Annotated in this window: 30 protein-coding genes; 8 read left to right on the top strand and 22 right to left on the bottom strand. The window is 50.3% G+C overall.

The genetic code is table 11. From position 1 onward, the window contains the following. Positions 1–62: 62 nt before the first annotated feature. From A6A26_RS17925 to fliF, 15 genes are all read right to left on the bottom strand, one after another. A complete protein-coding gene (locus A6A26_RS17925) occupies positions 63–1,769 on the bottom strand; it encodes a methyl-accepting chemotaxis protein (RefSeq protein ID WP_063879988.1) in 1,707 nt (568 codons plus the stop codon). Positions 1,770–1,908: 139 nt separating this feature from the next. Next, positions 1,909–2,544, bottom strand: a complete 636-nt coding sequence (gene rcsA, locus A6A26_RS17920) for a transcriptional regulator RcsA (protein ID WP_014593952.1) — start codon at positions 2,542–2,544, stop codon at positions 1,909–1,911. A gap of 627 nt (positions 2,545–3,171) precedes the next feature. Beyond that, a complete protein-coding gene (gene fliR / locus A6A26_RS17915) occupies positions 3,172–3,957 on the bottom strand; it encodes a flagellar biosynthetic protein FliR (RefSeq protein ID WP_063879987.1) in 786 nt (261 codons plus the stop codon). Then, the gene (gene fliQ / locus A6A26_RS17910; RefSeq protein WP_063879986.1) at positions 3,957–4,226 is read right to left on the bottom strand and encodes a flagellar biosynthesis protein FliQ; all 270 of its coding nucleotides are present in this window, start codon (positions 4,224–4,226) and stop codon (positions 3,957–3,959) included. Before fliQ ends, fliR begins: the two co-directional genes overlap by 1 nt. A gap of 26 nt (positions 4,227–4,252) precedes the next feature. Continuing rightward, positions 4,253–4,984: a flagellar type III secretion system pore protein FliP gene (gene fliP / locus A6A26_RS17905; protein ID WP_063881197.1), complete on the bottom strand. Its 732-nt coding sequence runs from the start codon at positions 4,982–4,984 to the stop codon at positions 4,253–4,255. Then, positions 4,984–5,382, bottom strand: coding sequence for a flagellar biosynthetic protein FliO (gene fliO / locus A6A26_RS17900; RefSeq protein ID WP_063879985.1), 399 nt, complete (start codon positions 5,380–5,382; stop codon positions 4,984–4,986). The genes fliP and fliO overlap by 1 nt, the downstream gene beginning before the upstream one ends. 1 nt (position 5,383) lies before the next feature. Then, positions 5,384–5,797, bottom strand: a complete 414-nt coding sequence (gene fliN / locus A6A26_RS17895) for a flagellar motor switch protein FliN (RefSeq protein WP_063879984.1) — start codon at positions 5,795–5,797, stop codon at positions 5,384–5,386. After that, the gene (gene fliM, locus A6A26_RS17890) at positions 5,790–6,797 is read right to left on the bottom strand and encodes a flagellar motor switch protein FliM (RefSeq protein WP_063879983.1); all 1,008 of its coding nucleotides are present in this window, start codon (positions 6,795–6,797) and stop codon (positions 5,790–5,792) included. The genes fliN and fliM overlap by 8 nt, the downstream gene beginning before the upstream one ends. 4 nt (positions 6,798–6,801) lie before the next feature. Then, a complete protein-coding gene (fliL, locus tag A6A26_RS17885) occupies positions 6,802–7,287 on the bottom strand; it encodes a flagellar basal body-associated protein FliL (RefSeq protein WP_063879982.1) in 486 nt (161 codons plus the stop codon). A gap of 129 nt (positions 7,288–7,416) precedes the next feature. Continuing rightward, positions 7,417–8,691: a flagellar hook-length control protein FliK gene (locus A6A26_RS17880; protein ID WP_063879981.1), complete on the bottom strand. Its 1,275-nt coding sequence runs from the start codon at positions 8,689–8,691 to the stop codon at positions 7,417–7,419. Continuing rightward, positions 8,688–9,131, bottom strand: coding sequence for a flagellar export protein FliJ (gene fliJ / locus A6A26_RS17875; RefSeq protein WP_063879980.1), 444 nt, complete (start codon positions 9,129–9,131; stop codon positions 8,688–8,690). The genes A6A26_RS17880 and fliJ overlap by 4 nt, the downstream gene beginning before the upstream one ends. Positions 9,132–9,159: 28 nt before the next feature. Further along, a complete protein-coding gene (gene fliI, locus A6A26_RS17870) occupies positions 9,160–10,521 on the bottom strand; it encodes a flagellar protein export ATPase FliI (RefSeq protein ID WP_063879979.1) in 1,362 nt (453 codons plus the stop codon). Next, positions 10,521–11,219 (bottom strand): flagellar assembly protein FliH, encoded by a 699-nt coding sequence (gene fliH / locus A6A26_RS17865; RefSeq protein ID WP_063879978.1) that lies wholly within the window; start codon positions 11,217–11,219, stop codon positions 10,521–10,523. Before fliH ends, fliI begins: the two co-directional genes overlap by 1 nt. Beyond that, on the bottom strand, positions 11,212–12,204 hold the full coding sequence (gene fliG, locus A6A26_RS17860) for a flagellar motor switch protein FliG (RefSeq protein ID WP_063879977.1): 993 nt from the start codon (positions 12,202–12,204) through the stop codon (positions 11,212–11,214). The genes fliH and fliG overlap by 8 nt, the downstream gene beginning before the upstream one ends. Continuing rightward, complete coding sequence (fliF, locus tag A6A26_RS17855) at positions 12,201–13,934, bottom strand: flagellar basal-body MS-ring/collar protein FliF (protein ID WP_063879976.1); 1,734 nt, start codon at positions 13,932–13,934, stop codon at positions 12,201–12,203. The genes fliG and fliF overlap by 4 nt, the downstream gene beginning before the upstream one ends. 234 nt (positions 13,935–14,168) lie before the next feature. Between fliF and fliE the strand changes: the two genes are divergently transcribed. Together fliE and A6A26_RS17845 are read left to right on the top strand one after the other, a co-directional pair. Next, positions 14,169–14,480 (top strand): flagellar hook-basal body complex protein FliE, encoded by a 312-nt coding sequence (gene fliE, locus A6A26_RS17850; protein WP_063879975.1) that lies wholly within the window; start codon positions 14,169–14,171, stop codon positions 14,478–14,480. Positions 14,481–15,318: 838 nt separating this feature from the next. Beyond that, positions 15,319–15,600 (top strand): hypothetical protein, encoded by a 282-nt coding sequence (locus A6A26_RS17845; protein WP_156506677.1) that lies wholly within the window; start codon positions 15,319–15,321, stop codon positions 15,598–15,600. 276 nt (positions 15,601–15,876) lie between these two features. Here the strand turns inward: A6A26_RS17845 and A6A26_RS17840 are convergent, their stop codons facing one another. Beyond that, on the bottom strand, positions 15,877–16,077 hold the full coding sequence (locus A6A26_RS17840; RefSeq protein ID WP_063879973.1) for a hypothetical protein: 201 nt from the start codon (positions 16,075–16,077) through the stop codon (positions 15,877–15,879). Between the two features lie 282 nt (positions 16,078–16,359). On the opposite strand from A6A26_RS17840, the gene A6A26_RS17835 reads away from it, so the two are divergent. After that, positions 16,360–16,626: a hypothetical protein gene (locus tag A6A26_RS17835; protein WP_063879972.1), complete on the top strand. Its 267-nt coding sequence runs from the start codon at positions 16,360–16,362 to the stop codon at positions 16,624–16,626. Positions 16,627–16,664: 38 nt separating this feature from the next. On the opposite strand, the gene A6A26_RS17830 is transcribed toward A6A26_RS17835, so the two are convergent. Then, positions 16,665–16,904: a DinI-like family protein gene (locus A6A26_RS17830; protein WP_063879971.1), complete on the bottom strand. Its 240-nt coding sequence runs from the start codon at positions 16,902–16,904 to the stop codon at positions 16,665–16,667. 175 nt (positions 16,905–17,079) lie between these two features. Between A6A26_RS17830 and iraP the strand changes: the two genes are divergently transcribed. Beyond that, complete coding sequence (iraP, locus tag A6A26_RS17825) at positions 17,080–17,376, top strand: anti-adapter protein IraP (protein WP_063879970.1); 297 nt, start codon at positions 17,080–17,082, stop codon at positions 17,374–17,376. Positions 17,377–17,513: 137 nt separating this feature from the next. On the opposite strand, the gene A6A26_RS17820 is transcribed toward iraP, so the two are convergent. Continuing rightward, positions 17,514–17,837, bottom strand: a complete 324-nt coding sequence (locus A6A26_RS17820; RefSeq protein WP_063879969.1) for a DUF6388 family protein — start codon at positions 17,835–17,837, stop codon at positions 17,514–17,516. Between the two features lie 242 nt (positions 17,838–18,079). Between A6A26_RS17820 and yedD the strand changes: the two genes are divergently transcribed. Then, on the top strand, positions 18,080–18,538 hold the full coding sequence (gene yedD, locus A6A26_RS17815; protein ID WP_063879968.1) for a lipoprotein YedD: 459 nt from the start codon (positions 18,080–18,082) through the stop codon (positions 18,536–18,538). A 93-nt stretch (positions 18,539–18,631) separates the two neighbouring features. On the opposite strand, the gene amyA is transcribed toward yedD, so the two are convergent. From amyA to fliD, 4 genes are all read right to left on the bottom strand, one after another. After that, positions 18,632–20,113, bottom strand: a complete 1,482-nt coding sequence (gene amyA, locus A6A26_RS17810) for an alpha-amylase (protein ID WP_063879967.1) — start codon at positions 20,111–20,113, stop codon at positions 18,632–18,634. Between the two features lie 105 nt (positions 20,114–20,218). Beyond that, positions 20,219–20,578 (bottom strand): flagellar protein FliT, encoded by a 360-nt coding sequence (gene fliT / locus A6A26_RS17805; RefSeq protein ID WP_063879966.1) that lies wholly within the window; start codon positions 20,576–20,578, stop codon positions 20,219–20,221. Further along, positions 20,578–20,988: a flagellar export chaperone FliS gene (fliS, locus tag A6A26_RS17800; protein WP_063879965.1), complete on the bottom strand. Its 411-nt coding sequence runs from the start codon at positions 20,986–20,988 to the stop codon at positions 20,578–20,580. Before fliS ends, fliT begins: the two co-directional genes overlap by 1 nt. A 14-nt stretch (positions 20,989–21,002) precedes the next feature. After that, a complete protein-coding gene (gene fliD, locus A6A26_RS17795; protein ID WP_063879964.1) occupies positions 21,003–22,400 on the bottom strand; it encodes a flagellar filament capping protein FliD in 1,398 nt (465 codons plus the stop codon). 252 nt (positions 22,401–22,652) lie between these two features. Here fliD and A6A26_RS17790 point away from each other — a divergent pair, with 252 nt between their 5' ends. From A6A26_RS17790 to A6A26_RS17780, 3 genes are all read left to right on the top strand, one after another. Next, positions 22,653–23,585 (top strand): flagellin N-terminal helical domain-containing protein, encoded by a 933-nt coding sequence (locus tag A6A26_RS17790; protein WP_063879963.1) that lies wholly within the window; start codon positions 22,653–22,655, stop codon positions 23,583–23,585. Positions 23,586–23,915: 330 nt separating this feature from the next. Beyond that, positions 23,916–24,848 (top strand): flagellin N-terminal helical domain-containing protein, encoded by a 933-nt coding sequence (locus A6A26_RS17785; RefSeq protein ID WP_063879963.1) that lies wholly within the window; start codon positions 23,916–23,918, stop codon positions 24,846–24,848. An 860-nt stretch (positions 24,849–25,708) separates the two neighbouring features. Further along, positions 25,709–26,614: a flagellin N-terminal helical domain-containing protein gene (locus tag A6A26_RS17780; RefSeq protein WP_063879962.1), complete on the top strand. Its 906-nt coding sequence runs from the start codon at positions 25,709–25,711 to the stop codon at positions 26,612–26,614. Positions 26,615–26,623 lie beyond the last annotated feature (9 nt).

Raw genomic sequence — 26,623 nt, 5'->3', positions numbered from 1 at the left:
TCTTACTTGCCTGCCTGCCGGTCAGATAATGTCTGGCGGCGCGGCTTAAGCCTAAGCGTTTTTTAAAACGTTTCCCAGTTCTCGTTGCCGTGAGTGATAGCGGCTGGACGTAACGTTGGCGCGGAAGCTTTTGGGGCCGTATCAGGTTGATAAGTTGACTTCGCTACCGGCGTATCCTGTAAACGGAACGCGGCGACCGCTTTCGTTAACTTACCCGCTTGATCTTCCAGTGAGGACGCTGCTGCAGAGGCTTCTTCAACCAGCGAGGCGTTTTGCTGTGTAACGTTATCCATCTCAGTCACGGCCTGGCTGACCTGCTGAATACCCCGGCTTTGTTCATCGGAGGCCGCGGCAATTTCCGACATAATATCGGTCACCCGACGGACCGCTTCTACGATCTCGCCCATGGTGCTGCCGGCTTCACCCACCTGCTGTGAACCACTGCTGACCAATTTCACGGATTCTGCGATTAGCGATTCGATTTCTTTTGCAGCCTGCGCACTGCGCTGGGCAAGGTTGCGTACTTCACTGGCAACGACCGCAAACCCGCGTCCCTGTTCACCTGCACGCGCAGCCTCAACCGCGGCGTTAAGCGCCAGAATGTTGGTCTGGAAGGCAATGCTGTTGATCACGTTGGTGATCTCGGCAATTTTCTTCGAACTGCCGGAGATGTCGTTCATGGTTTTCACCACGCCGTTCACCATATCACCACCACTACGTGCCTTGCCTGATGCATCAGCGGCCAGCTGGCTTGCATGGTGCGCATTATCAGCATTCTGTTTTACCGTGGCCGTTAGCTGTTCCATGCTGGCTGCGGTTTGTTCGAGTGCGGCAGCCTGTTGCTCTGTACGAGAAGAAAGGTCGGTGTTGCCAGCCGTAATTTCACTTGAGCCCTGATAAATCGCAATCGCACCTTCACGAACCGTGCCTACCGTTTTGATTAACGACTGCTGCATGTGTTGCAGGTTGTCCAGCAACAAACCAATCTCGTTACGACCGTGCGGGACGGAAGGTGCCGTTAAATCCCCTTGCGCGATACGTTCTATATGCGCCACTGAACTGTGCAGTGGATTAATGACCACCCGACGTAAAAACACAAAGGTCAGCAACACCAGTAGAAGGGCAGCAATAAATGCGGAACCCATAGCGATAAAGCCAATGCGAGACTGCTCGGCAGCCTGCTCGTTGATCTGCGCGGAGCGCACATCACGAAGTTTAATCGCTTGCATCAACACGGCTTTATAGGCGTTATCCAGTTTGCGCGTCGTATCGGTTTCCTGAGCAATGATACTTTCAAAACTGCCCTGTTTTCCGGCGTCGATCATCGGCATCAGGCCCTTAGTCACATACTCTTTGAACAGAGCCTGTAACTGCTCGTCCACCTTGGTGCCTTCAGGGGTTTTACTTTTACGATTCAGATAGATTTTAAGACCTTCTGAAGCCTGTTTGATACGATCATCGGTTGCCGCCAGGTTGGCGTTGAACTCATCCATTTCGCCAATACGTGCTGCGGCACCGGCCTGGATAATATTTAAACGCGCAGAACGCATATGAGAGGAACTGTCGACCAGCCCATTACGTACCTGAATTTCGTCGGTTGCGTCTTTTAGTGATTGATTACTAAGGATAAGGAAATAGCTTGATATCGCGATACAGAGCGCGAACAGAAACAAGATACCGCCAAATATCAAACTAAACAGAGGAACCAGGCGGATATTTTGCCAAATACTGAGTTTGTGATGTCCTTCATTAACCAGCGTCGTGTTCATTTCCTTGCTCTCTTAGGAGGTTGTTCTGTTGAACAAAACATCGGCAAAAGAACGGAAAGGTTTACGCTTGAAAATGAGATCTGGATCGCTAATCCAAAAAAAACCGGCCTTGTGGGCCAGTTCCTGAAGACGGGAGGTACTACCTTACGTTGACATAGATGCCGGACGTCACGTTATCGGTTAAACGCACCACGTGATAAATCACCTGTTTGTTATGCGTTTTAATTTTCCGCTTGATATTGCCTTTATGGGACGAAACGGTTTTCGCTTTAATTTGCATTTTATCTGATATCTGGATGGTGTCATGACCTGACATCCACATTTTCAGCATATTGGACTCCGTCTGACTTAGCGTAAGCGGGTGGACATCGAGACCCGAAGAAATACGCGGTGACATATTGAGTTTCTTTTGCAAATAGGTACTCAAAAGTGAATCCAGCGTCGAAGGCTTGATGGCTTTTGAGGTGATAATTAAATTTTTACGGACATACAAATATTCTTCAAAATGAATATTGCTGATGGCCATAAATATAAAAAACAGTGTCTCAGGATGCTGATTAATAACACTGCGAATACGTTCGCTGGAGTCGGTTTCATGAATGAAGCAATCTTCATTAATAAAAACAACACCTGGTTTTAACTGCTCACATCTTTGCTGTAATTGCTCAATGTCGGAGACGGAAGTGATATTTTTCTTTTTCACTCCTTTCGACGACATATAATCTGATAATCCCAGGCGTGTGTAGTTGCAGGAATCCATAATAATCGTTGGCATGTTAGCGACCCTCACCAATTTGTTATCCGTTTAAATCAACGATGAATTACGCGTTGCGGTACGAGAAGATTTCAAAGCGCTTTTTTTTATTGTGCTGATGCAGCGAGGCAACAGGCAATGGCCCATAAAATTCTTCTTCCCTGACCCGTTCTGCAAAAATTTTGTATTGCTCTGACCTCACACATGAGCCTGTATCAACCTGATTTGTTGATATAAAGCCGCACTGAGCGAAATACCGTTTTTTGGGAGCGCTGTCACTATCGCCGAAAACCCAGAGTTTTCTGATAGGACAAGTCTTAAAAACATTTATTTCACGAAAGTGTGATGTCGATAAGCGATTTGACAATGCCGGAAAAAACATTTTCTGACAAGAAAAATCACATAAAAATTTTTCTTGAATAAATTCAATGTATTGCCGAATTTATCACCAAAACAACCCTGTCGATGACTCTGTTAACCGCCTGACTAAAATACGCGAAGCGCGGTTTAATAAGAATAATTTTAAGACTTTCCGCACGCTTATCAGATTATCCTTAGTTGATTTCTGAAAAATGTGGTTTGAAAAATGCTCTGATAGTTATGGGTTTCTTAAGTATCAAAAGTGATAAATAGTTAGATACTTAATGTTCAGGCGGGGGACAGTTCTGTCAGGAACAGGGCCAGCAGATCAAATATTTCGCCGAACAGGTGCTCACAGAAGGGCGCAAGGAGAGGCATTAGCAGGCTGATGGTCAGGATGCCCACTGATAAGGTAATCGGGAAGCCAATCGCGAAGATTGATAACTGTGGTGAAAGGCGGTTTAACAAACCCAGGACCATATTTAGCGTGAGGAGTAAAACGATCAAGGGTAGCGCTAACATCATGCCGTTAAGGAAAATCATGCTGGCCGATTTTGCCAGTGCCATAAAAGCATTAGCGTGCAGCGGTTCGCCACCAATGGGCAACGTATGAAAACTGTCCGACAGCAGCGAAATAAGCCACAGGTGGCCATTGAACGTCAAAAATAAAAGCATCGCCAGCATGTCGAGGAAGCGAGCAAGGACGGGCATGTTCAGTCGGCTGGCGGGATCGAAGAAGGTGGCAAACGACAGGCCCATCTGCAAGCCAATCAACTCACCGGCGGTACGAACGGCGGCAAAGGCAAACTGCATGGTAAAACCAATGGCAATACCAATGAGCATCTGCTGAATCAGCAACATGAAGCCAGCCGGTGAAAACAGGGTAACGTTTACCGGGGGCAAATTGGGGATCAGTATCCAGGTAATCATGGCCGCAAGACCGATTCTTACCCGTTTGCTCACCGATCGTTCACTGAGCACCGGGGCGGTCGACAGTAGGGCCAAAATGCGCACCAGCGGCCAGAAAAACTGACTGACCCAGTGAACAAGTTGGCTACTATCGAGAGTAATCATCAGCCGATGATATAAGGCAGGTTAGAAAAGACGGTGCGGATGTAATCCAGCAACACGTTTAACATCCACGGGCCGGCAATGATGCCAGTGGTTGCCACTGCAATAATTTTTGGAATAAAAGACAGCGTTTGTTCGTTGATCTGGGTAGCCGCTTGCAGCAGGCTCACCAGTAAACCGCTAACCAGCGCGGCCAGTAGCATGGGGGCAGCCAGCAGCAGCGCAACGCGCATCGCTTCCTGTCCCATAGCCATTACCGATTCAGGTGTCATGTATTTCTCCCGTGCAACGGATGAGATCAGGAATAGAAACTTTGTGCCAGCGATCCCACCAGCAATTGCCAGCCGTCCACCAGAACAAACAACATTAATTTAAAAGGCAGAGCAATGGTTGCCGGGGGAACCATCATCATACCTAACGCCATTAATACACTGGCAACGACCAGGTCGATAATTAAGAAAGGAATAAATACCGTAAAACCAATTTGGAAGGCGGTTTTTAATTCGCTGGTGACATAAGCAGGCAGCAAAATACGCATCGGCACCGCTTCGGGTCCTGCGATGGGAGCCGTATTAGCGAGGCGGGCAAATAACGCTAAGTCGGCCTCACGGGTTTGACGCAGCATAAACTCACGCAGCGGTTGCGACCCTTTTTCAATCGCCACATCCATATTGATTTTATCCTGACTAAAAGGCAGGTAGGCATCCTGATAAATTTTATCGAACGTCGGGGCCATAATAAAAAAAGTTAAAAAGAGCGTCAGGCCAAGTAATACCTGGTTAGGAGGCGCGGAAGGCGTCCCCAGGGCACTACGCAGCAGGCCGAAAACGATAATGATGCGGGTAAAGCTTGTCATCATTAACAGAATGGCCGGAAGAAACGTTAACGAGGTAATAAAAACCAGCGTTTGCACCGGCAGTGACCAACTCTGGCCACCATTGGCTAATGGCTGACTAACCAGGCCCGGTAGTTGGGCATGGGCGACCGGTGCCAGCAACAGCAGCGGCAGAAGAGGAAGCAGTCGACGCATCATGGATTTTTTCCGGGACGTTTAACCAGATTTTGTAACAGCTGACGGAAATCCTGCGGTGCTGGCTTTTCCGGTGTGTTCATGTCGGGTGAGGCTGGTGGCAACGTATGCAGGTGAGTAATCTGCTGAGCAGTGACGCCAAGCACTAAGCGCGCATCAGGTGTATCCACAATCACGACGCGCTCGCGCTGACCAACCTGCACACTGGCCGTAAGATTAAGCTCACGGCTGCCCACTTTCTTAGGCGCAAAACCCATGCGGCGAGCCAGCCATGCACAGGCCAGAATCAACAAAATAATGACGACTAATACGCCACTGACTTGAGTCAGCACTGAACCTGCCGAAATCGGCTGCGCCGGAGGCGTAGCAGGTTGTAGCGTGTGATTCTGGTTATTCATCTTAACGGCTCAGGCGACGCATACGTTCTGACGGCGTAATAATATCCGTGATGCGCACGCCATACTTATCGTTCACGACGACGACTTCGCCCTGAGCAATCAAATAGCCATTAATCAGGATGTCCAGAGGTTCGCCTGCAAGACCATCCAGTGAGACAACGGAACCCTGAGTCAGACGCAGGAGTTCTTTAATCGTCATTTTTGTGCGGCCAAGCTCGACGGTGAGCTTCACCGGGATATCCATGATCAGGTCAATATCCTGCAACGAACCTGATGCATTACTGCTTTCAAACGTTTTGAATACGTCGTCACTCTGTGAAGCGCTGGCACCAGAGCCAACCTGCTCATTCATTGCTTCAGCCCACAGATCGTCCGCAGAGATGGTGTCATCGGACGGTTTCTTGCTGTCAGTCATGGGGCTGTTCCTCGTTAAGCGAATTCAAAATCGGGTTAATCAAATGTTCAACACGCAGGGCGTACTGGCCGTTGAGCGTGCCATACTGGCTGGTTAAAACAGGCACACCGTCCACATGGGCAATAATGCGCTCTGGCTTTTCAATCGGCAGAACATCACCAGGCTTCAGCTGTAAAACGCGCGACAGACGCAATGATGTTTCAGCAAAATGGGCAATCAATTCCAGTTCGGAGTGCTGAACCTGCTTCACCAGATTGTCGCGCCAGTGTGTGTCTTCTGAGCGCGAGTTTTCCAGTGGCGGATTCACCAGCAACTCACGCAGAGGTTCAATCATCGAAAACGGAATACAGATGTTGAACTCACCGACAAGGTTGCCGATTTCGACCTGGAAAGGCGTATTCACGACGATATCGTTAGGCGATGTGGTGATGTTGGTGAATTTCACCTGCATTTCCGAACGCACGTACTCGACATCCAGTGGGTAAATGGCTTTCCACGCATCGCTGTAGCCGTCCAGCGCCAGCTTCAGCATGCGGCGGATGACACGTTGCTCAGTATGGGTAAACTCACGTCCTTCTACTTTTGTAGGAAAACGGCCATCACCGCCAAAAAGGTTATCAACTGCAATAAAGACCAGGCTCGGCGAAAACACCACCAGTGCCGTACCGCGTAACGGTTTAAGGTGGATCAGATTCAGGTTGGTTGGCACCGGCAGATTGCGGGCAAACTCGTGGTAAGGCTGAATCTTAATCGCGCCTACGCTGATATCCGGGCTACGGCGTAGCAGGTTAAACAGCGCCATACGGAAACTACGGGCAAAACGCTCGTTAATAATTTCCAGCGCCTGCAGACGCTCGCGCACCACGCGACGCTGGGTATTCGGATCATAAGGGCGAATGTCGCCCTCAGGTCCGTTTTGTTTCTTTTCTTCTTCCGCACTGCCGCTGTCGCCGTTAAGTAGCGCGTCAATTTCAGCCTGGGAGAGAATGCTGTCGCCCATTGATTCACCTCAAAATGAAGGCGGTAAACAGTACGTCGTCTACAGCCTGCGGAGGTTGACCTTTTACCAGTGGTGGTGCCAGCGCCTGTTTGATTTGCTCAACAAGCGCTTGCTTTCCTTGCTCCGTCGCCAGCGCAGCTGCGCTCTGACGAGACAGCAGCAGTAACAGACGACTGCGAACCTCAGGCAGGTAGTCACTCATCCGACGACGTGTTTCTTCATCCGGCAGACGCAGCGTAAAGCCTACGTACAGAACGCGGTCTGGGTCGTTGTCGGGATTGACCAGGTTAACCGTAAATGTATCAAGTGCAAAAAAGACCGGGGCGGGAGGCGGTTCAACTTTCGCGACCTCCGGCTTATCACCCTCGTGTTTATTCATTATTCGCCAGACTGCATAGCCTGCCACGCTGCAAGCGGCCAGCGTTACGATCAGTAACACTGGTATTAAGAGTTTTCGTTTGCGGCCTTTGGCTTTCGCGTTATCAGACATTTTTGCAGTAACTTCCTGTGAATTATGGGCAAGCCTCTCGGCTCGCCTGAACAGATTATCGCGTGTCTTAAGTCAAACAATGGCAAGAAAAGACACGGGTTTTACGCTTACCTTCAGCGTTTGTCGCTGTCAGGCAAATGTGTCGACTGCGCCCTTGCCGGTTAACCGGGCCTGAAGAGACTGCGGTACGGCAATGGGCGTGATGTCGTTATCACTGTCCTGAGTAAGGGAGAAGCTGCCGTGCTGTCCGTCGCGACGCGCCTCCTGCTGCTGCTGGAAGCCTTGTCCCTGCGAAAAACTCTCACTGCTTACCTGACTCTCACCCAGGTTAATACCGCTTTCAGCCAGCGCACTACGCAACTGGGGAAGCGCGGCCTCCAGCGCGGCTCTGACATGGCTATGACTGGAAACCATACTTAACTGTGCCTGATCGTTATTCAGTTTCAGGCTGATCTGAATCGCACCTAGATCTTCAGGATGCAAACGCAGCTCTGCGTTCTGCTGACCGTTGCGACTAAACATCACAATTTGCTGACTCAGCGCCTGCTGCCATTCATTACTGCCCAGATGCGCATTGAGCATCGGGGTCGACGGTGAGTTCATTGGCGCTGCTGCGCCAGGCGACTGCAGTAAACTGCTGGCGCTGCTCAGGGGCGCACTAATAATGGCCTGATTATCACTGGCCGTTGCCGTTAACGGGCGGTCATCCTGCTTCGTAACGCTGCTGAGTATTTGCTGAAAGCTGCCGTCAGTGGTCAGTGTCGCAGGCGCAGCCGCGGGGTTATTACTTGCCGCGGAGGCTATGCCGCTAGCGGGCAGATTGGTCTGGCTGACTTTGCTCGCCAGGTTTCCGTCCTGCACCTTAGTGTTCTTCGTTTCTTTGTCATCACCGGTCAGTGCCGTATTAACAGCCTGGGTCAGTGCTGACAATGCTGAGCGTGGAGCTTCCCGAAGGCTATCGGCGTCACGGCTTGCCACGCTCTCTTTGACCGCCTGCTGCAGACCCGTTGCCGGTAACATGGCAAACAGCGCCTGAATATTCTGCATGTCGCTGTTATTAAGGACAGCGCCAGTTAACTCATCCTTATCATCGGCTGATTTTGTACCGGCTTTAATATTTTCCGGTTTAAACAAGGCACTGAGCGCCGCGGGTGTTTCAAGCGAAGAGAGCAGGGCATTCAATGACGTGGCCGTTTTACCCTCAGTGTCAGCGGTAACATTTTTATCGGTAGCCAGCGAGGTTTTACCGTGCAGTTTAGCAAGGGAAAGCAACTGGTTTCCCAGGGCGGTAATAAAGTCCTGTGGCAGAGCTTCTCCACCACTGGCGAGCAAATCTGTAGTACCTGATGTTTCAGCGGTGCCGATGGCTTTGGTCGTCAACGCGGTGTTTGGCAACGTAATCATTCGCCTTTCCTCTGTGAAGCCCGTTGGGCAAATTCATCCATCCGTTTCTGATCGAGACGGTTTTCTTGTCGTAATGCATTTTCCTCTGCCCGGGTAATCAGCGTTTGGTAGGCATTCAGGCGCTGCTGTTTTTCACGCCAGTTAACCAGCGCCTGCTCCAGTCGTTGATTCCAGTGCTGTAACTGACTGCGATGTTGGTCAATCGCTTTTTCCAGCGTCTGGATAAACTGGTGATAGTTGGTCCAGCGATTGCTGGCAATACCGCTGGACATGTCGCTGTTCAGCTTGTTGCGGTATTCATCCTGATAATCAAGCAGCATGGTGAGCTGCTCGTTAGCCGCCTGCTGACCACGGCGCATATCGCCTAACAAAACGGCAGCGCGTTCCAGGTCCTGTTCCGCCAGGTCACGCAGTGTGTCAATGGCATTAGCTGTTTTCATTAGGATGTCCTCGTATTAAACGCGCGGCTTAGCCGAACAAGGCGTGCAAGTGCAGGCAGGCATCGTCGTACTCACTGCGTTCAAAAATGCCTTGTTGCAGGAAGGCTTCCATCTGCGGGTAAAGCTGAATGGCTTTATCCAGCATGGGATCGCTGCCTGCGGCATAGGCGCCGACGCTGACCAGGTCACGGTTGCGCTGGAAACTCGAGAGCAACTGCTTGAACTGGCGTACGCGTGCATAGTGGTTCTCATCAATCAGTGATGTCATGGCACGGCTGATTGACGCTTCAATATCAATGGCCGGATAGTGCCCGGCTTCAGCAAGACGGCGTGACAACACGATGTGTCCGTCAAGTATCGCGCGAGCAGAGTCGGCAATCGGGTCCTGCTGGTCATCGCCTTCGGTCAGTACGGTGTAAAAGGCGGTAATGGAACCGCCGCCATCAATGCCGTTACCGGCGCGCTCAACCAGTGCCGGGAGTTTGGCAAACACGGACGGTGGATAGCCTTTGGTGGCCGGTGGCTCACCGATGGCCAGGGCAATCTCACGCTGCGCCATCGCATAGCGCGTCAGGGAGTCCATGATCAAGAGGACATGTTTACCGCGATCGCGAAAGTCTTCTGCAATTCGTGTGGCATAGGCGGCGCCCTGAAGACGTAACAGCGGCGACACATCGGCCGGCGCGGCAATTACCACGGAACGGGCACGGCCTTCAGCACCTAAAATATTTTCGATAAAGTCTTTAACTTCACGACCACGTTCACCGATTAATCCCACGACAATCACGTCGGCCTGGGTATAGCGCGCCATCATGCCAAGCAGCACGCTCTTACCAACGCCTGAACCCGCAAACAGCCCCATTCGTTGACCACGGCCGACGGTAAGCAGGGCATTGATAGCACGCACGCCGGTATCCAGTACGTCAGTGATGGGCGTACGCTGTAAGGGGTTAAACGGCGGCGTATTTAGTGCCGCGCGGTAGCCCGTTTCCGGTGACGGCAGGCCATCAAGAGGACGTCCGCTACCGTCAAGTACGCGGCCCAGCAGTTGTGGGCCAAGCAGAAGCTGTTTGCCCGCCTGTGGGTGTTCACCCGTAGCGCGGGCATAAACGCGAGCGCCAGGCAGAATGCCGTCCACTTCTTCCAGCGGCATCATCAGCAGCTTCTGACCGTTAAAGCCGACCACTTCACTTTCAATTTCGCTAATGGTTTTACCGTCATTACGTTCAATCACACAGGTCGAACCGAGGGGCAACTGCAGGCCGGTTGCCTCCAGCACCAGGCCGGTGGCACGGGTCAGACGTCCATAACGACGAATGGGTTGGACCTGCGCAATACGACTCTCAAAGGCATCAAGCGAGCCAAGCCAGCGGTTCAGACGTGTGGTCATTAAAACTCTCCCGGTGCAGCAAGGCGGCACAGTTCCTGCCAGCGAGTGGCAACGCTGGCGTCAAGATCGCCATCTTCGGCGCTGAGCTTACAGCCACCTGGATGCAACGTGTTATCCGCCAGTAAACGCCAGCCGTGCAGATCAAGCGTGGGCCCTAAGGTCTGCTCAATTCTCAGTAAATCATCCGGATGCACGCGCAGCTGAGGTTTACCGCTGAACATGGGTTCCTGCTGAAGCAGGCCCTGAATCTGACGAAGCAGGGCACTACCATCCACCGTCGTCGCCTGACCGATCACCGAACGGGCGGCTTCAAGCGCCAGTTGCATCAGGCGGGCTGCAATCACGCTGTCCAGTGATTCCAGCGTGTTCTGAAACTCAGTCACCAACTGCTGCATACGGGCCTGCAACGGCGCCTGCTGCTGCTGTGCATCGGCCAGACCTTGCTGAAAGCCTGCGTCGTAACCGGTCTTCTGCCCTTCAGCAAATCCCTGCAGGTGGCCTTCGCTATAGCCTTGTCCATGGGCTTCTTTACGCAGCTGCTGCTGCATATGTTCAAACTGTTGTTGTTGCTCATCTTCTTCAGATTCGAAGACCTCAACGTCTGTTGGCTCAGCCGTCACCATGGCAGGTTCTTCAGTACGACCCAGCTCTACCGGCTGCCACAGCTGCCATGGACGGGCGGAAAATGCATCAGACATAGGTTTCCTCGCCACCACCGATTACCATCTCGCCGGACTCTGCCAGGCGGCGAACCACCAACAGGATTGCTTTCTGTTCGTTCTCGACCGCAGACATACGCACCGGACCACGGTTGGCGAGATCGTCGCGCAGGATATCTGCCGCACGTGCTGACATGTTTTTGAGGAACTTCTCGCGCAGTGGCTGCTCGGCACCTTTCAGTGCGATCAACAACTGCTCGGACTCCACTTCCTGCAACAGGCGCTGGATGCTGCGATCGTCCACTTCCACCAGGTTTTCGAACAGGAACATCTCGTCGATAATTTTCTGTGCCAGCTCGCCGTCGAAGTCGCGTACCGCTTCGATGACCGCTTCTTCCTGCTGGGTTTTCATCAGGTTGATAATTTCGGCCGCTGTTCTTACGCCGCCCATCTTCGCACGCTTGAGGTTGGTACCATCGAGCAGGCTGTTCAGGACTTCGGTCAGTTCTGCCAGCGCGGCTGGCTGTACGCCACCGAAGGTCGCAATACGCAGCATGACGTCGTGACGCAGGCGCTCATCAAACAGCGCCAGGATATCTGCCGCCTGGCCACGTTTGAGGTGCACCAGAATGGTGGCGATAATCTGCGGATGTTCGTCGCGGATAAGATCGGCAGCCGCCTGCGGTTCCATGAAGTTAAGCGTTTCCATCCCACTGGTGGTATCGCGGGTTTCAAGGATATCTTCCAGCAGGCTGGATGCACGCTCTTCACCCAGCGCTCGGGTCAGGACGGAACGCAGGTAATCGTTAGAGTTCAGGCTCAGCGCCGCGAACTGCTCGGCATCAGATTCGAACTCACGCAGCACTTCTGTTAGTTGCTTGTGCGACACCTGACGCATGCTGGCCATGGCCGCACTCAGGTGCTGAACCTCACGTTGGTTCAGATGCTTGAACACTTCCGCAGCGCGTTCTTCGCCAATGGTCATCATCAGAATGGCGCTTTTTTCAGTACCGGTCAGACTCATAGTTCGTTACTCATCCATTCGCGAATAACCAGCGCTACAACGCGCGGATCGTTTTCAGACATGTCGCGGATACGCTGGCTCATGACTTCAGCGCTCATGCGGTTATTAGTTTTCCGTTCCTGGTCCATTTCATCTTTGCTGAGCTGGACGCTGTACGCTTCCTGATCGTTCTGCTGTGTGGCACGTGCGGCCTGCGCTTCTGCTGCCACTTTCTCAGCTTCTTTCTTACGCAGTACGTGTGGACGCACCATTTTGCGATACAGGATGAAGGCAATCAGCGCAACCAACAGCCATTTACCTGCGTTCATCAACTGGTCAAAGAACGTCTGCTGTTGCCAGAAGGGCAGTTCACTGACCGTTGGTTCGGTGGTATTGAACTGCGAGTTCACAACATTGACGCTGTCGCCACGTTGTTGTGAATAACCCATGGCTTCACGTGTCAGGTCTTCAATCTGCTTCAGCTGCTGATCATTCAGTGCCAGCGCTTTGCCTTTATCGTCTTCGCGATAGTTCACTACCACGGCGACGGACAGGCGCTGCACATCGCCCACATTCATCTTGGTATGGCGAATGGTGCGGTCCAGCTCATAGTTCACCGTGTCATCGCGGCGAGAGTTGGTGGGCACGCTGCTGGCGGCCGCAGTGCTGGTCCGTTGACCATTCGCGTTCGTATTCTGACCATTTGCGTTCTGGCCATTGGCATTCTGACCGTTAGCCGCGTTGGTATTAGGTGCATTCACCGGCGCGGTGTTGGCTGGCGCTGGCTGATTCGACAGCGCGCCAGGCACGCCGCCAGGATATGGGCTGCCAGACTGATCGCTGGTACTGGTCTGCTGTGAGCGGATAGACGCATTTTTCGGATCGCCATTCGGCTGATACTTCTCGTCAGTCTGCTCGCGGGTATCAAAGTTAATCTGCGCGGTGACCTGTGCATGCACGTTGCCCTGGCCCAGAATCGGATTCAGGATCGCTTCGATACGTTGCTGATAACGGGTTTCAACTTCGGCAGCATATTTAAGTTGTGCATCATTCAGGTCACGGCCAACTGCATCAGAACGCGTTAACAGGTGACCACTTTGATCCACCACGGTGACGTTGCCCGGTGGTAAACCGGCCACGCTGCTGGAAACCATGTGGGTAATGGCCTGAATCTGGCCTTCATCCAGGGCGCGACCCGGCTGCAACATTAAGGTTACCGAAGCAGAAGGGGCTTTTTGCTCACGCACGAACAGGGTAGGTTTAGGCATCGCGAGGTGCACGCGAGCGCTTTTAACCGGACCCAGTGATTCGATGGTACGCGCCAGTTCACCTTCCAGTGCGCGCTGGTAGTTCACCTGCTCGCTGAACTGGCTGATACCGAACTTCTCTTTATCCAGCAGTTCAAAGCCAACGTTGCCACCCTGCGGCAGACCTTGCTGTGCCAGGCGCAGACGCAGTTCATGCACCTTGTCATCAGGGACCATCAATGCGCCACCGTTATCGGCAAAGCGATAAGGTACATTCATCTGCGTCAACTGCGTGACAATGGCACCGCCATCCTCATTAGAGAGATTGCTGAATAACACGCTGTAGTTAGGTGTCTTGGCCCAGAGGACTAACGCAAACACCACTGCAATGGCAGCGGCGGCGGCAACGATTAAAGGTATACGTGGATTAGCACGCAGGCGAGCGAGAAGGTCACCGAAGCCTTTCTTATCTTGATCTTGTGTGGCGGCTGCACTCGCATTCATGACCGATTCCTGCCTGACGTAATTGACCGGGTTAGTTGTGTTGGCAAAACAGACTCCCTGACCTGCTTAAATAAAATTTCCACTTCAATGCCTGGCATTATTTGATGAAACGCAAAATTCGATGGGTGAATAAGCCACGGTTTTTAGTGTCATTTAGGGGCTTTGTCTTATTGACAATGTGTTAACTTCTCTCCTCATCAAAAATCTTCATCTCTTTTCAATGAGGTAACAGCAATGTCAATTCAGGCAATCGACGGTGTTTTACAGCAGCTACAGATGACGTCGCTTCAGGCCAACAACAAAAGCAACGACGTCACCAGCCATATCGACTTTGGCGCGACCATGAAGGCCGCACTCGACAAAATTAGTGAAACCCAGACGACAGCACGTACCCAGGCCCAGGATTTTGAAATGGGTAAGCCAGGTATCGCGCTCAATGATGTGATGGTCGATCTGCAAAAATCATCAATTTCTATGCAGATGGGCATTCAGGTCAGGAACAAGCTGGTATCGGCTTATACCGACATCATGAATATGCAGGTGTAGTGGCGCGTACTCACGGGCAATATCAGGTTTATGCTTACTGGACGCTGGTGTGAGGCGTGAGTGGGGCAAATCGCTGCTAATTTTCATTGAAAAGCGCTATTGCTCTCACCATTAAGCTTCGTTCATGCAATCGTATTCCTGATAACCCCTTAACAGGGGAGTTAAAGCCTTGGTGACGGAAGAACGGGATTGGACCTGCCTCACTGCCGACAGGCAACCTGTCTCTTTTTGGCGTGACTAACAACGTTTAAATAAGTCAGGCCTGCATTCCTCTTGAATCGTCCCCCGCTTACCACGCCAGCTTCAGAATATCATCATGATGACTTACCCCTGACGTCAGAAGCATAAACGTATATCGATGTATTATTACGCCAGTGTTGGTAATGACAGTTCTTACTGTTATTCCTCTTTTTAATTATTGTCCATCCTCCGTGCGTGCCTTAAAACGAATACTTCACTTTTTATAACCTCATTCAGAGTCTGTATGGATTTTAGTGAGATATTATCTGTGCATAGCGAACGTGCTTTTAACGATAAAGTGGGTTGCTATCTAATAATTAATCGAGAAACTTTGACTGCTACGCGCAAATCTAAAAGTGATTAAAGTATGAAAACAGGTAATCCGCTACGGATTGTTAAGCCTGTAAAATAGTTCCTGCATCAAAAAAGTATGTAATCAATAGTTTTTATGGTGAAGGTAGAGGCGGGGCGTGCTTGCTGGTTATCAGGCGAGGACTGGCGACAATACGGGTGGTAATATTTAATTAAAATATTTAACTGTTTAAAAAAATCACATAGCGTTAATATTTATTCTCTTCCCGCTAACGCTTAGGGAAAAATGCGATACTTAATTCAAACGCTTCTCGCTACCTCTAATAGCGGCGAAATGCTTAAATACGAAATTTATTCTGACAACAGAAAAGTAGATTATTCAGACAAGATTCCAGAAGGTTCTTGTAAAGTGATCGTGTATAAACTGGTTGGGGACGCTATCCAGTTGAGTAATGACGTGGATCTGCAGGCTTTATTTGATGCAAATCGACCCGCTCACAATACGTTTTATTCTGATGGGCCTCACCGGATCAGCCTGGAAATGCTGATAGACTTCCTGAATAAATAAGCCTGACGGCCTGCTGATGCTGTTTCGTTAAGGTGGTTCACGCCTTGTGCAGGGCGTTTTTGAGCATAGGCTTCTCCGCCTCTGATCATGTCATCATACCTGGCATTAATGGCAGGTGCGTTAAGTCTGATTTACAGGATAAAACGCCTGTACAGACTTCTTTTCGGCCTGGGAAAATGAGAGATAAAAATATTCAGTTGAGAGTGGCGGTTAACGAGCCTTCATTCTTAAGCAGAGCATGCCCTCAGAATTGGGGCATGCTTAAGATCAGGAAAATCAGGAAGCCTTAAACGGATCTTTTTTATCATCCTGGCTGTCATCATTTTTTCTCGGGACTTCGCCATGATCTTTCGGCGCATCGGTAGCAGGATGATCGTCTTCCTCGTACGCATTACCCGCATTCGGCGCAGCTTCGGGTAATCCTTTGCTGACATCACCTTCATGTTTACGTTGTTCGTTACTCTGATGTTTATGCATTGTTTGCTCCTTTCTTCAGTCTGTTTAGTTTAGACCAGCAAAACAATTTCGTGAGAAACCGCCGTGACACGGATGAATGCTGCTGTGCATTAGCCAGCATTGTTGCGCTATTGCGACTACGCTTAAACGCTGACGCTAAGCGTTTGACCTGCTTACTCAGACTTCGCTCACCAGGCTCTTCAGCCACTTCCGATTATTCCTAATGCAATATCGCTATATTGTCCTATCTTTAAATCTCCAGGCGATATTTTCATTGGATAAACCACCAAAAGGAAAGACAGCATGACTGATTCAATCGAAACCAAAAGCAAAACAGATTACCTGCGTGACGTGGCATCACAGCTGAAAGAAATGCGTCACTATGCACAGACCAATACCGAGACACTTTCCGCCCATTGGTTAGCTTTTGATGCCGGTGAATACAAAGATGAGGGCAATGCAGCCCGCATTGATGCGCTGCTCAACAAGCAGGGTACGTTGCTGGAAGATCTGGAGAAGGCGATTCAGGATATCGAAATTGAAATTAACCACAGTGAGCAGGAGAGTTAAGTTATCTCCCGCTAACTGATGTGGTGGCGATTAAGGGATTAATCAGCCACCAACCAAAACTCTGCCTCATCAAACATCTCTTCCACCAGACGCGCTATCGTCGCCTTCTCGTTTTTGCTGAGATCGGTTTCAATCGCATTACGTTCCATGGGTTTGACCTTAACCTCGATATCAGGAAAAACACGATGTACGCGTTTTTCTAACTCTTCTAAGATCATTTCACGCGCGCCTGGCAAGCCCGCGACATTACGTTTATCGTAAATTAACTCTACAAACATGTTAACAATCCCTTAAGGGCAAAATCGCTTTGCCATTTTACTGTAAATAAAAACAGTATCAAGCTGATGTTCGGGTTAATTCGTTTTTTCTGAGCTGCGTAGAAAAGCACTTTCATCTGGTTTACTCTGATGGCGTTCACAACAATATGTGCGCTCACTCACCAGGAGAAGTGCAATGCGACAATTGGTTATAGATATTCTGCTCAAACTAGCAAAAATGGATGTCGACGCAAAGGAACTGACTGCGCAGATCGAAGCGCAGTCGTTGTTGGTTGCAGCTTTATTAGTCCAGGCGAAGCAAGACAATGCGTTAACCATTTCAGAAACGGTCCAGGATGCGATAGTAACGGCTTCACGTTCATCCTCTGAGTTCATGCAGTCGGACATCGATTTGCTACTGACTCACATCAACCGGCTGCTGGCCGTCGCCAAATATGTTGAAGTAAGAGGCAAAATGGCAGAGGAAGAGTAACGGCTTCGCTGGCGATAAGTCTGTGGTCTGTCGCCAGCGAAGCCGGTCAACATGATGATCGGCAAGCGCGTGCTCACTTTCTTACTCTGTCGTTCGCATCACGCGTCTTGCCCTCTCGCCTGCAAAGGGCTGAGTCACTACAGTTCATTCTTAATACAGAACTCTTCCCAGCTCATTCCCAGTGATTCCGCATGCGATCTGAGGTACGCCTCTATCGCCTCGGCGGCAACGGCTTTATCTGGTTCCGCGAGCTGGATTGAGAAAATAATGCCATCGAGATTCTTTTGACGTAAAAAAGCGGCGTAGATGCGCTCGGCATGCCATTCGCGTAATTCTCGCAACGACATGTTGGCGGCGCGTGCATCGCTTTCCGTCAGCTCATCTAATGCTGCCTGGAAGTCAGCATGGGCAGTGAAGAACAGGGTTCGCGCCTGAGCGTAATACGCTTCTGGAGTTTTCATTGCAGGTTTCCTGATATCTATTGCAGCGGCACAGTGTAGCCTGTTACATCAGGCTTGTCAGGCATAGCCGGGGCAGGGCAAGACGTCGTCCTTCATGCAGATGGCGTGGATAAACCCCGTTCGCCAGCGCCTGATACCCATGAAAATGCCGCTTTATCTCGAGGACCGTATTCAGATAGCTTGCGCACCTTACCGTAAAAATTATAACGTAGCCGCCATCAACCGGATTGTAGGGATCAAAGATGAAAAACTGGATGCTGATTGCCACACTGGCACTGAGTGGTTGCGCGCAAATCAATAGTTATGAGAGTGCGGTGCAAACGCCTGCTCCGGCAAATTTACAAGGTAACTGGCAGACGGTAGGGCCACAAAGCGATCTGATCAGTGACAAGGCAATGGCCAGCCTCATTATCCATGCCGATGGCAGTACGCTGGATTGTCGCCAGTGGCAGCGGGTGATTGCGAAACCAGGTAAACTGACACTGCTGAACGGGGATTACGTCAACGTTACGCGTCAGATGCGGGTGATGACTCTGGATGTAGATAATGGGGAGCTGGAATACGACGGCCTCACAATGCGTAAGGTCGAGCGACCGACTCTTGATTGTCAAAACGCCATTGCTGAAGTGGCAAAGCAGCCCGGCGTTGCGGTTATCCAGAATATCGAACCTCAATTAATGCGCCCGGCATTAGCGAAGTAAATTGCTGAACGCGGTCCAATGGACCGCATTCCTACAAGACCTTACAGCCTGTAAGTCAGGTTGAAAGCGTCGATAAAATGGATCTTACACATTTTACGCTTCAACTACCCACACGCTCACGCTGCCACCGTTACAGCTAAACAACGCACTGCCGTTGTCATCAGCGGTAAGGGTTTCTGACTTGTGTCCCAGATAATCACGCCAGACTTTCCCTGCATAGCCTTCACCCATCGAAATATGTTTTTCTCCCGCGTCACCGTTGGACATGATGACGACGCAGCCAGGGTTTTCAGCCGTGCCACTGCGGCTAAATGCCACACAGTTTGGATGATCAAAATAATCGGTCTGTGCTCCCCAGCCGAATAGCTGACGGGCACGAATAAGATTTTCCAGCTCAGGAATAACCGGCATATCAACCTGATGGACTTCGCCGTCACCGCCTTCATCCTGATAGCTGGCACCGAACAGGTCGGGATAAAAGACGGTTGGCACCCCTTGCTCCCGTAACAGAATGAGCGCGTAAGCGAGCGGTTTAAACCAGGACTCGACTGGGGCTTCAAGAGACTGTAAGGGTTGCGTATCGTGGTTAGCAACGATAGTCACGGCATGCCAGGGATCGGCCAGAACCAGCGAATTATCAAAGATTTTGCTCATGTCATAGGCGCTACCGGCTTTAGATGCCTCATGGAAATTCATATGTAAAGGGGCATCAAACAGCATGGTTTTGCCGTCAACCTGGTGAATATATTCCTGCAGTTTATCGGTTTCAAAAGACCAGTATTCCGCTACGATAAACAATGGATCGCTGGCGACGTCCTGAATATGATCGATCCACTCTTTATAAAACCACGCCGGAATATGCTTCACCGCATCCAGCCGGAATCCGGTGCAGGGCACCTGCTCCATAACCCAGCGCGCCCAGTATTTGAGCTCTTCTCTGACGGCATTATTGCGAAAATCGATATTGGCACCCATCAGGTAATCGAAATTACCTAATTCATTATCTACCTGATCGTTCCAGCCTTCGGCGGTGTAATCATTGATGATTTTAAATACGCCGTTTTCATCCGGGTTTTCGATATGATCTACGCCGCTGAAACACTTGTAGTCCCAGACAAATTTTGAGTATTGTCCTGCTCGTACCGGAAAATTAAAGCGTGTCCAGGCTTCGCACTCCACCACTTCTGGATAGATTTCATCACGATTATCGGGATTAACACGATTGACCCGAATCTGTTCTTTCTCATCTGCCCCCATTTTATGGTTAAGCACGACATCAAGTAGCACACCAATATCGTGACTGCGTAACGCGTTAACCGCATCCAGCAACTGCTGTTTATCACCATATTTCGTGGCTTGACTGCCTTTTTGATCGAACTCGCCTAAATCAAACAGATCATAGCTGTCATAACCCACCGAATAGCCACCTGATTCGCCTTTATAACAAGGAGGGAGCCATACCATGTTAATGCCTATGTCGTTAAGCAGGGCAGCTTTATCGGCTACTTCCGGCCACAGCTTGCTACCATCGGGATAGTACCAGTGGAAAAACTGCAATAAGGTTGGATTCTGCATAACGTGCTTCCAGTCAAAGGAGAGAGAACTGGAAGTATGGGATAAGAGTGAAGAAATTACGCGGGTGAACTAAAAATATAGTTTCCACCCGCGAAAGTCGGCTTTTTATTGGCTTTTTGGGTAAAGAATATTGCCCGCCATATTGCCGTAAGAGGTCATGACATTTTGTTGTTGCGTTGAGGTCGTCACCAGCGAGCGCAATTCATGCATCCGCTCGCCCAACAAGGTTTTCAGCGTGGTTTCGTTACGCAGAATTTGCTCAAGTACCGGGCGAATTTGTGCCCGCTGTAGTGCGGAAAGAATGTCGGCATCGTTATCACGCGCTACACGCTCGACGCTGCTAATGTAAGTTGATTCGCAACTCAACAGCTCATCCCATTGCCCTTGTCTGGCGTGCTCCAGCATAGCATTACTGAGCGTGAGCAATTGCTGATACCCTTTTAGCAGCTCGAGTGGATTACTCATTAAAACGTATCCTGCTGTGGCTGATAGTTAGGACCGATCTGTTTCCAGGCATCCGCGATGTTATTCAGTAAACCTTCGACTTCAGTAATCGCCTCAACATCATTATTGAGATTGGCCTGTAACAGACGGCGAGTCATATACTCATACAGGTTATCGAGGTTGGCAGAAATTTCACCGCCCACCTCATGATTCAGGCCTGCGCGCAAGCCATTGGTAATGATATTAATGGCTTTTGATAAGGCGTTTCCTTTACCCGGGATATCGCCTTGTTCAATTAAAATAGCGGCCTTTTTCATGGCGCTTATTGCGCCATCAAACAGCAGTACGACCAACTGGTGTGGAGTTGCGCTCAACACTGCACTCTCCACGCCCACCTGCGCATAGGCCTGAGTACCGGACTTAGCGTACATGCTTACTACTCCTGTTATAATTTAGCGAACTGCTGGGTCAGATAGTTACCGGTCTGCGTCATGGAAGAAACCAGGGTGCTCAGATTGGTAAACTGAGTTTTGTACCTTGCCATCGTTGCGGTGATCTGATCATTCACTTCAGTGTAACGGTCTGAAAGCTGCTTCAGGGAGGTATTAATCCCGTTAGTGGCATTTTGTACCTGACCACTACTTGAGAGCATCTGCGTCAGAGTGTTGTTAGCCTGCGTTGCAAAACCTGTCGTTTTACCGTCGCCTGTCAAGAAGCTCAACACATCGGAAGGCTGATTCGTTAACGCATTACTCAATTTAGTGCTGTCGACAGTCAGTTTGCCATTCACATCCTGCGTAATACCAAGCTGAGCCAGTGTTGTGAGGTTTCCGCTGGACTGAGGCGATGAAAGTTGGCTACGCAAACTGGTCTGAATATTGCGCAACGTGTTATCACCTAATAAATCACCATTACCGGAGTCCTGAGCTGTGCCAGCTTTGACAGCAGTATATTTCGTCTGATTACCAATGGTAGTCTGAAGCGAATTATAAGCATCGACATAAGCCTGTATCGCTGCCGTCATCGGTTGATTATCGGTGGCAACAGTGAGGGTTTCAGGTGATCCCGTCGCAGTTGTTTTACTGAGATTAAGCGTCACGCCTTCAGGGGCATCAGTGATGGTATTGCTGCTACGGGTGATGGACACACCGTTAATCTTTAACTGAGCATCCTTCGCGGCAACCTGTTCGGTCATAGCATTGCTGCTACCGCCCTGGCTGTAGTTAATGTACTGAGACAGGGTACTGTCATTGGTACTGACCGTCATCGCATTCGCCGTTCCACTATCACGTGCGGTCAGGGACAAATAATAGGTATTGTCATCAGCTTTAATAATACTCGCGTTAACGCTACCTTGTTGTTTGTTGATCGCATCGCGGATATCAGACAGGCTGGTCTGGTCTTTCGTCAACGTCACGCTAAGCGGCGTTTTCTGACCAGACTGAGAGATAGTAATGGTGCGGGATGCCATGCTCTGGTCACCCAGATCGGCATCTTTACTGGTTGCTGATTTAGACAGCAGTGACTGAGAAGAGGCCAACTGACTTACTTCAATCGAGTAGTTACCGGCAGAGGCTTTACTGGCAAGCGTGGCGGTAAATGCCGTATTGGTACTGGTCACTTTAGTTGCCGCGATAGCGGACGCATTCTGTAAGGCCGCAGCAGCGGTTTGCACTTTCGCAAGACCGGTTTTTACCACGCCCCAGGCGGTAAGCTGAGCGTTATAAGACGACTGCTGTTGAGTAATTGGCGTCAGTTTAGTCTGTTCAGCTGTTTCCAGACTCGTGTACAGAGTATTGAGGTCGAGACTCGTACCAGCACCGAGTGAACTTACACTTGCCATAGTTTATCCTTTACGAGGTTTACGCTAAGTAGAATGAGTATCGGCAGCGAGTGGTAAAAGATTAGCCTGTTTTTTACAAAATCGATGGCTGGATAAGCAGCCTTTCTTTAATTGTCTTCATGGATTTGCCCATCTGAAAATTACTGTGTTTTTTTTCTAAAGGTTGAGTAGGTGCTGACGATAATCAGGTTGTCGGTGAGCAAACCGAATTCAGACGCCTTAATCTGGCTCAATTTTTAAAGGAAAAATATCATGGCAGTGATTAACACTAACACCCTGTCTCTGGTTACCCAGAACAACCTGAGCAAATCTCAGTCATCACTGGGTACTGCGATTGAGCGCCTGTCTTCCGGCCTGCGTATCAACAGCGCTAAAGACGATGCCGCTGGCGAAGCCATTGCTAACCGCTTCACCTCTAACATCAACGGCCTGACCGTTGCAGCGCGTAACGCCAACGACGGTATTTCTCTGTCGCAGACCGCTGAAGGCGCACTGACCGAAGTCAACAACAACCTGCAGCGCGTACGTGACCTGACCGTCCAGGCGCAGAACAGCTCTAACTCAGCGTCTGATATCGACTCGATTCAGTCTGAAGTTAACCAGCGTATGCAGGAAATCGACCGCGTTACCAAGCAGACCGACTTCAACGGTATCAAAGTGCTGAATACCGGCTCAGGCAGCAGCACTTACAACTTCCAGGTTGGCGCAAAAGACGGTGAAACTATCGGTATCACCATCAGCGCAAGCGACGGTTTTGACCTGGCGGCTGCCGGTCAGTCTGGTACCACCCAGAACACCCGTGCTATGGGCACGGGCGATACCGTTAACGGTAACGCCCGTACTACTTCAGCAATTGGTTTTGACGTGCTGAAAGGTGCAGTAACGGGCGGCGCAACCGGTTCAGCTACCGGCACCACGCCGCTGGCCGATATCGACAAAGCGATTAAAGCTGTTGATAACCAGCGCAGCCTGCTGGGTGCGTCTCAGAACCGTTTTGAGTCCACCATCAGCAACCTGAACAACACCGTGACCAACCTGACCGCGGCCCGCAGCCGTATTCAGGATGCGGACTACGCGACGGAAGTATCAAACATGTCCCGCGCGCAGATCCTGCAGCAGGCCGGTTCTTCTGTACTGGCGCAGGCCAACCAGGTACCACAGACCATGCTGTCTCTGCTGCGTTAATCGCCGCAAACCACGCATGACTAAAAACGCCCTCATTATTGAGGGCGTTTTTTCATCTATAAAGTATCAACGGCTGACAACATTGACAGGTTTTAGGCTGCATTGGAGGTTTCAATGCCTGTCTGGCAGATACCTCATGTAGTGTGCAGATGTCTTCTTCATGAAATATGGAATCCGGTTTACCAGCACGGGGCCGTTTTTACTGCAAAATGATCAAAAACCCTAAGGAAAAATTAAAGTTTCAACGACAGCGGGCGATAACAATAGTGAAGGCGATAAAGCCGCAGGCCAAATACCTGACCCTGTCTTTCTTATTAAAGGATATTTATCATGGCAGTCATTAACACTAACACCCTGTCTCTGGTTACTCAGAACAACCTGAGCAAATCTCAGTCATCACTGGGTACAGCGATTGAGCGCCTGTCTTCCGGCCTGCGCATCAACAGCGCTAAAGACGATGCAGCCGGTGAAGCTATCGCTAACCGCTTCACCTCTAACATCAACGGCCTGACCGTTGCAGCGCGTAACGCCAACGACGGTATTTCTCTGTCGCAGACCGCTGAAGGCGCACTGACCGAAGTCAACAACAACCTGCAGCGCGTACGTGACCTGACCGTCCAGGCGCAGAACAGCTCTAACTCAGCGTCTGATATCGACTCGATTCAGTCTGAAGTTAACCAGCGTATGCAGGAAATCGACCGCGTTACCAAGCAGACCGACTTCAACGGTATCAAAGTGCTGAATACCGGCTCAGGCAGCAGCACTTACAACTTCCAGGTTGGCGCAAAAGACGGTGAAACTATCGGTATCACCATCAGCGCAAGCGACGGTTTTGACCTGGCGGCTGCCGGTCAGTCTGGTACCACCCAGAATACCCGTGCTATGGGCACGGGCGATACCGTTAACGGTAACGCCCGTACTACTTCAGCAATTGGTTTTGACGTGCTGAAAGGTGCAGTAACGGGCGGCGCAACCGGTTCAGCTACCGGCACCACGCCGCTGGCCGATATCGATAAAGCGATTAAAGCCGTCGACAACCAGCGCAGCCTGCTGGGTGCGTCTCAGAACCGTTTTGAGTCCACCATCAGCAACCTGAACAACACCGTGACCAACCTGACCGCGGCCCGCAGCCGTATTCAGGATGCGGACTACGCGACGGAAGTATCAAACATGTCCCGCGCGCAGATCCTGCAGCAGGCCGGTTCTTCTGTACTGGCGCAGGCCAACCAGGTACCACAGACCATGCTGTCTCTGCTGCGTTAATCGCCGCAAATCACGTATGACTAAAAACGCCCTCAGTAATGAGGGCGTTTTTTTATTTTATACCAGCATATACTGGGCTAATCACAGTTTTACGACGGCCGAATATTAGCTGAAGTGAAGCAGTACTGTTTTAAGGCTTTCAACCGTTCTGACTATGCTAAGTGGCTTTTAGATAGGGGCCTGCGTGAAGGAAGCTGCAAAACGTGAGCTCCGTCTTCTGGCGCTTGAAACCTCATGCAGCTATCTCATATTCCCATCCGTGGATTTATTACTGTGGCAAAGATTTTTCAGAGGATAGTCTGCTACTGTCATCCTGTGCGTTACTTTCGTTGATTATCGTTATAATTTCGTAAAGATAGCTTGTTTTAATTAACTGATAGAGAGGCACTTATTAACCTGGCGTGATTATAACATGCATAAAAAAGGTGATGCGTAGACGGAATAGGGCGGTGAGGGTTTCAATTGCGCGATAAAGTATTATTGCGTCCGTTTCATTACTAATACTATTACATTCATATGGTTTTACGGTAATTCAATGGCTTAGCATCTTTCTCTTCAACAGAAATGCGGTAGTGTTAGAGGTTTATATACTAGTCAGATACTGTGATTTTGCTATGTGTATTTTTAGATAATTGTTTAAAAACATAATTTTAAGGGGTTTTTGGGTGGCGCTGAATGCCAGTAAGGACGATTCTAAGACTCGGTCAATTAATTTCTCACAAAGCTGTTTTTTCCTTTATTAAGATAAAAAATCACCACAAGGCTTAAAGTTTTGCTCATAGCGGGCGATAACATTATTGAAGGCAATTAAGCCGCAGGCCAAAAACCAAACCTAAATCTCTTTATGAAGGATACTTATCATGGCAGTTATTAATACCAATACCCTGTCACTGGTTACCCAGAATAACCTGACAAAATCTCAGTCTTCATTAGGTACTGCTATTGAGCGCCTGTCTTCCGGCCTGCGCATCAACAGCGCTAAAGACGATGCAGCCGGTGAAGCTATCGCTAACCGCTTTAGTTCTAACATCAACGGCCTGACCGTTGCGGCCCGTAACGCCAACGACGGTATTTCTCTGTCGCAGACCGCTGAAGGCGCACTGACCGAAGTGAACAACAACCTGCAGCGCGTACGTGACCTGACCGTACAGGCTCAGAACAGCTCTAACTCAGCCTCTGACATCGACTCGATTCAGTCTGAAGTTAACCAGCGTATGGAAGAGATTAACCGTGTTACTCAGCAGACCGATTTCAACGGTATCAAAGTGCTGAACACCGGTTCAGGCAGCAGCACTTACAACTTCCAGGTCGGCTCAAAAGATGGTGAAACAATCGGTATCACTATCAGTGCCAGTAACGGCTTCAACCTGTTTAACACTACAGGTGCGACTGCTTCAACTACCGGTCAGACCATTAACGGCAACGCACGTACTACATCAGCGGAAGGCTTCGATGTCCTGAGCGGAACGGTTAACGCGACAGGCGGCACCGATGGCAGCCCGCTGGCAGATGTGGATGCAGCAATTAAAGCCGTCGACAATCAGCGCAGTCTGCTGGGTGCGTCTCAGAACCGTTTTGAGTCCACCATCAGCAACCTGAACAACACCGTGACCAACCTGACCGCGGCCCGCAGCCGTATTCAGGATGCGGACTACGCGACGGAAGTATCAAACATGTCCCGCGCGCAGATCCTGCAGCAGGCCGGTTCTTCTGTACTGGCGCAGGCCAACCAGGTACCACAGACCATGCTGTCTCTGCTGCGTTAATCGCCGCAA

Source organism: Pantoea sp. OXWO6B1 (assembly GCF_001641135.1).
GTDB classification, from domain to species: Bacteria; Pseudomonadota; Gammaproteobacteria; order Enterobacterales; family Enterobacteriaceae; genus Pantoea; species Pantoea allii.
Note: the sequence above shows the minus strand (reverse complement) of the source record. Positions and strands in the feature narration are given on the sequence as shown.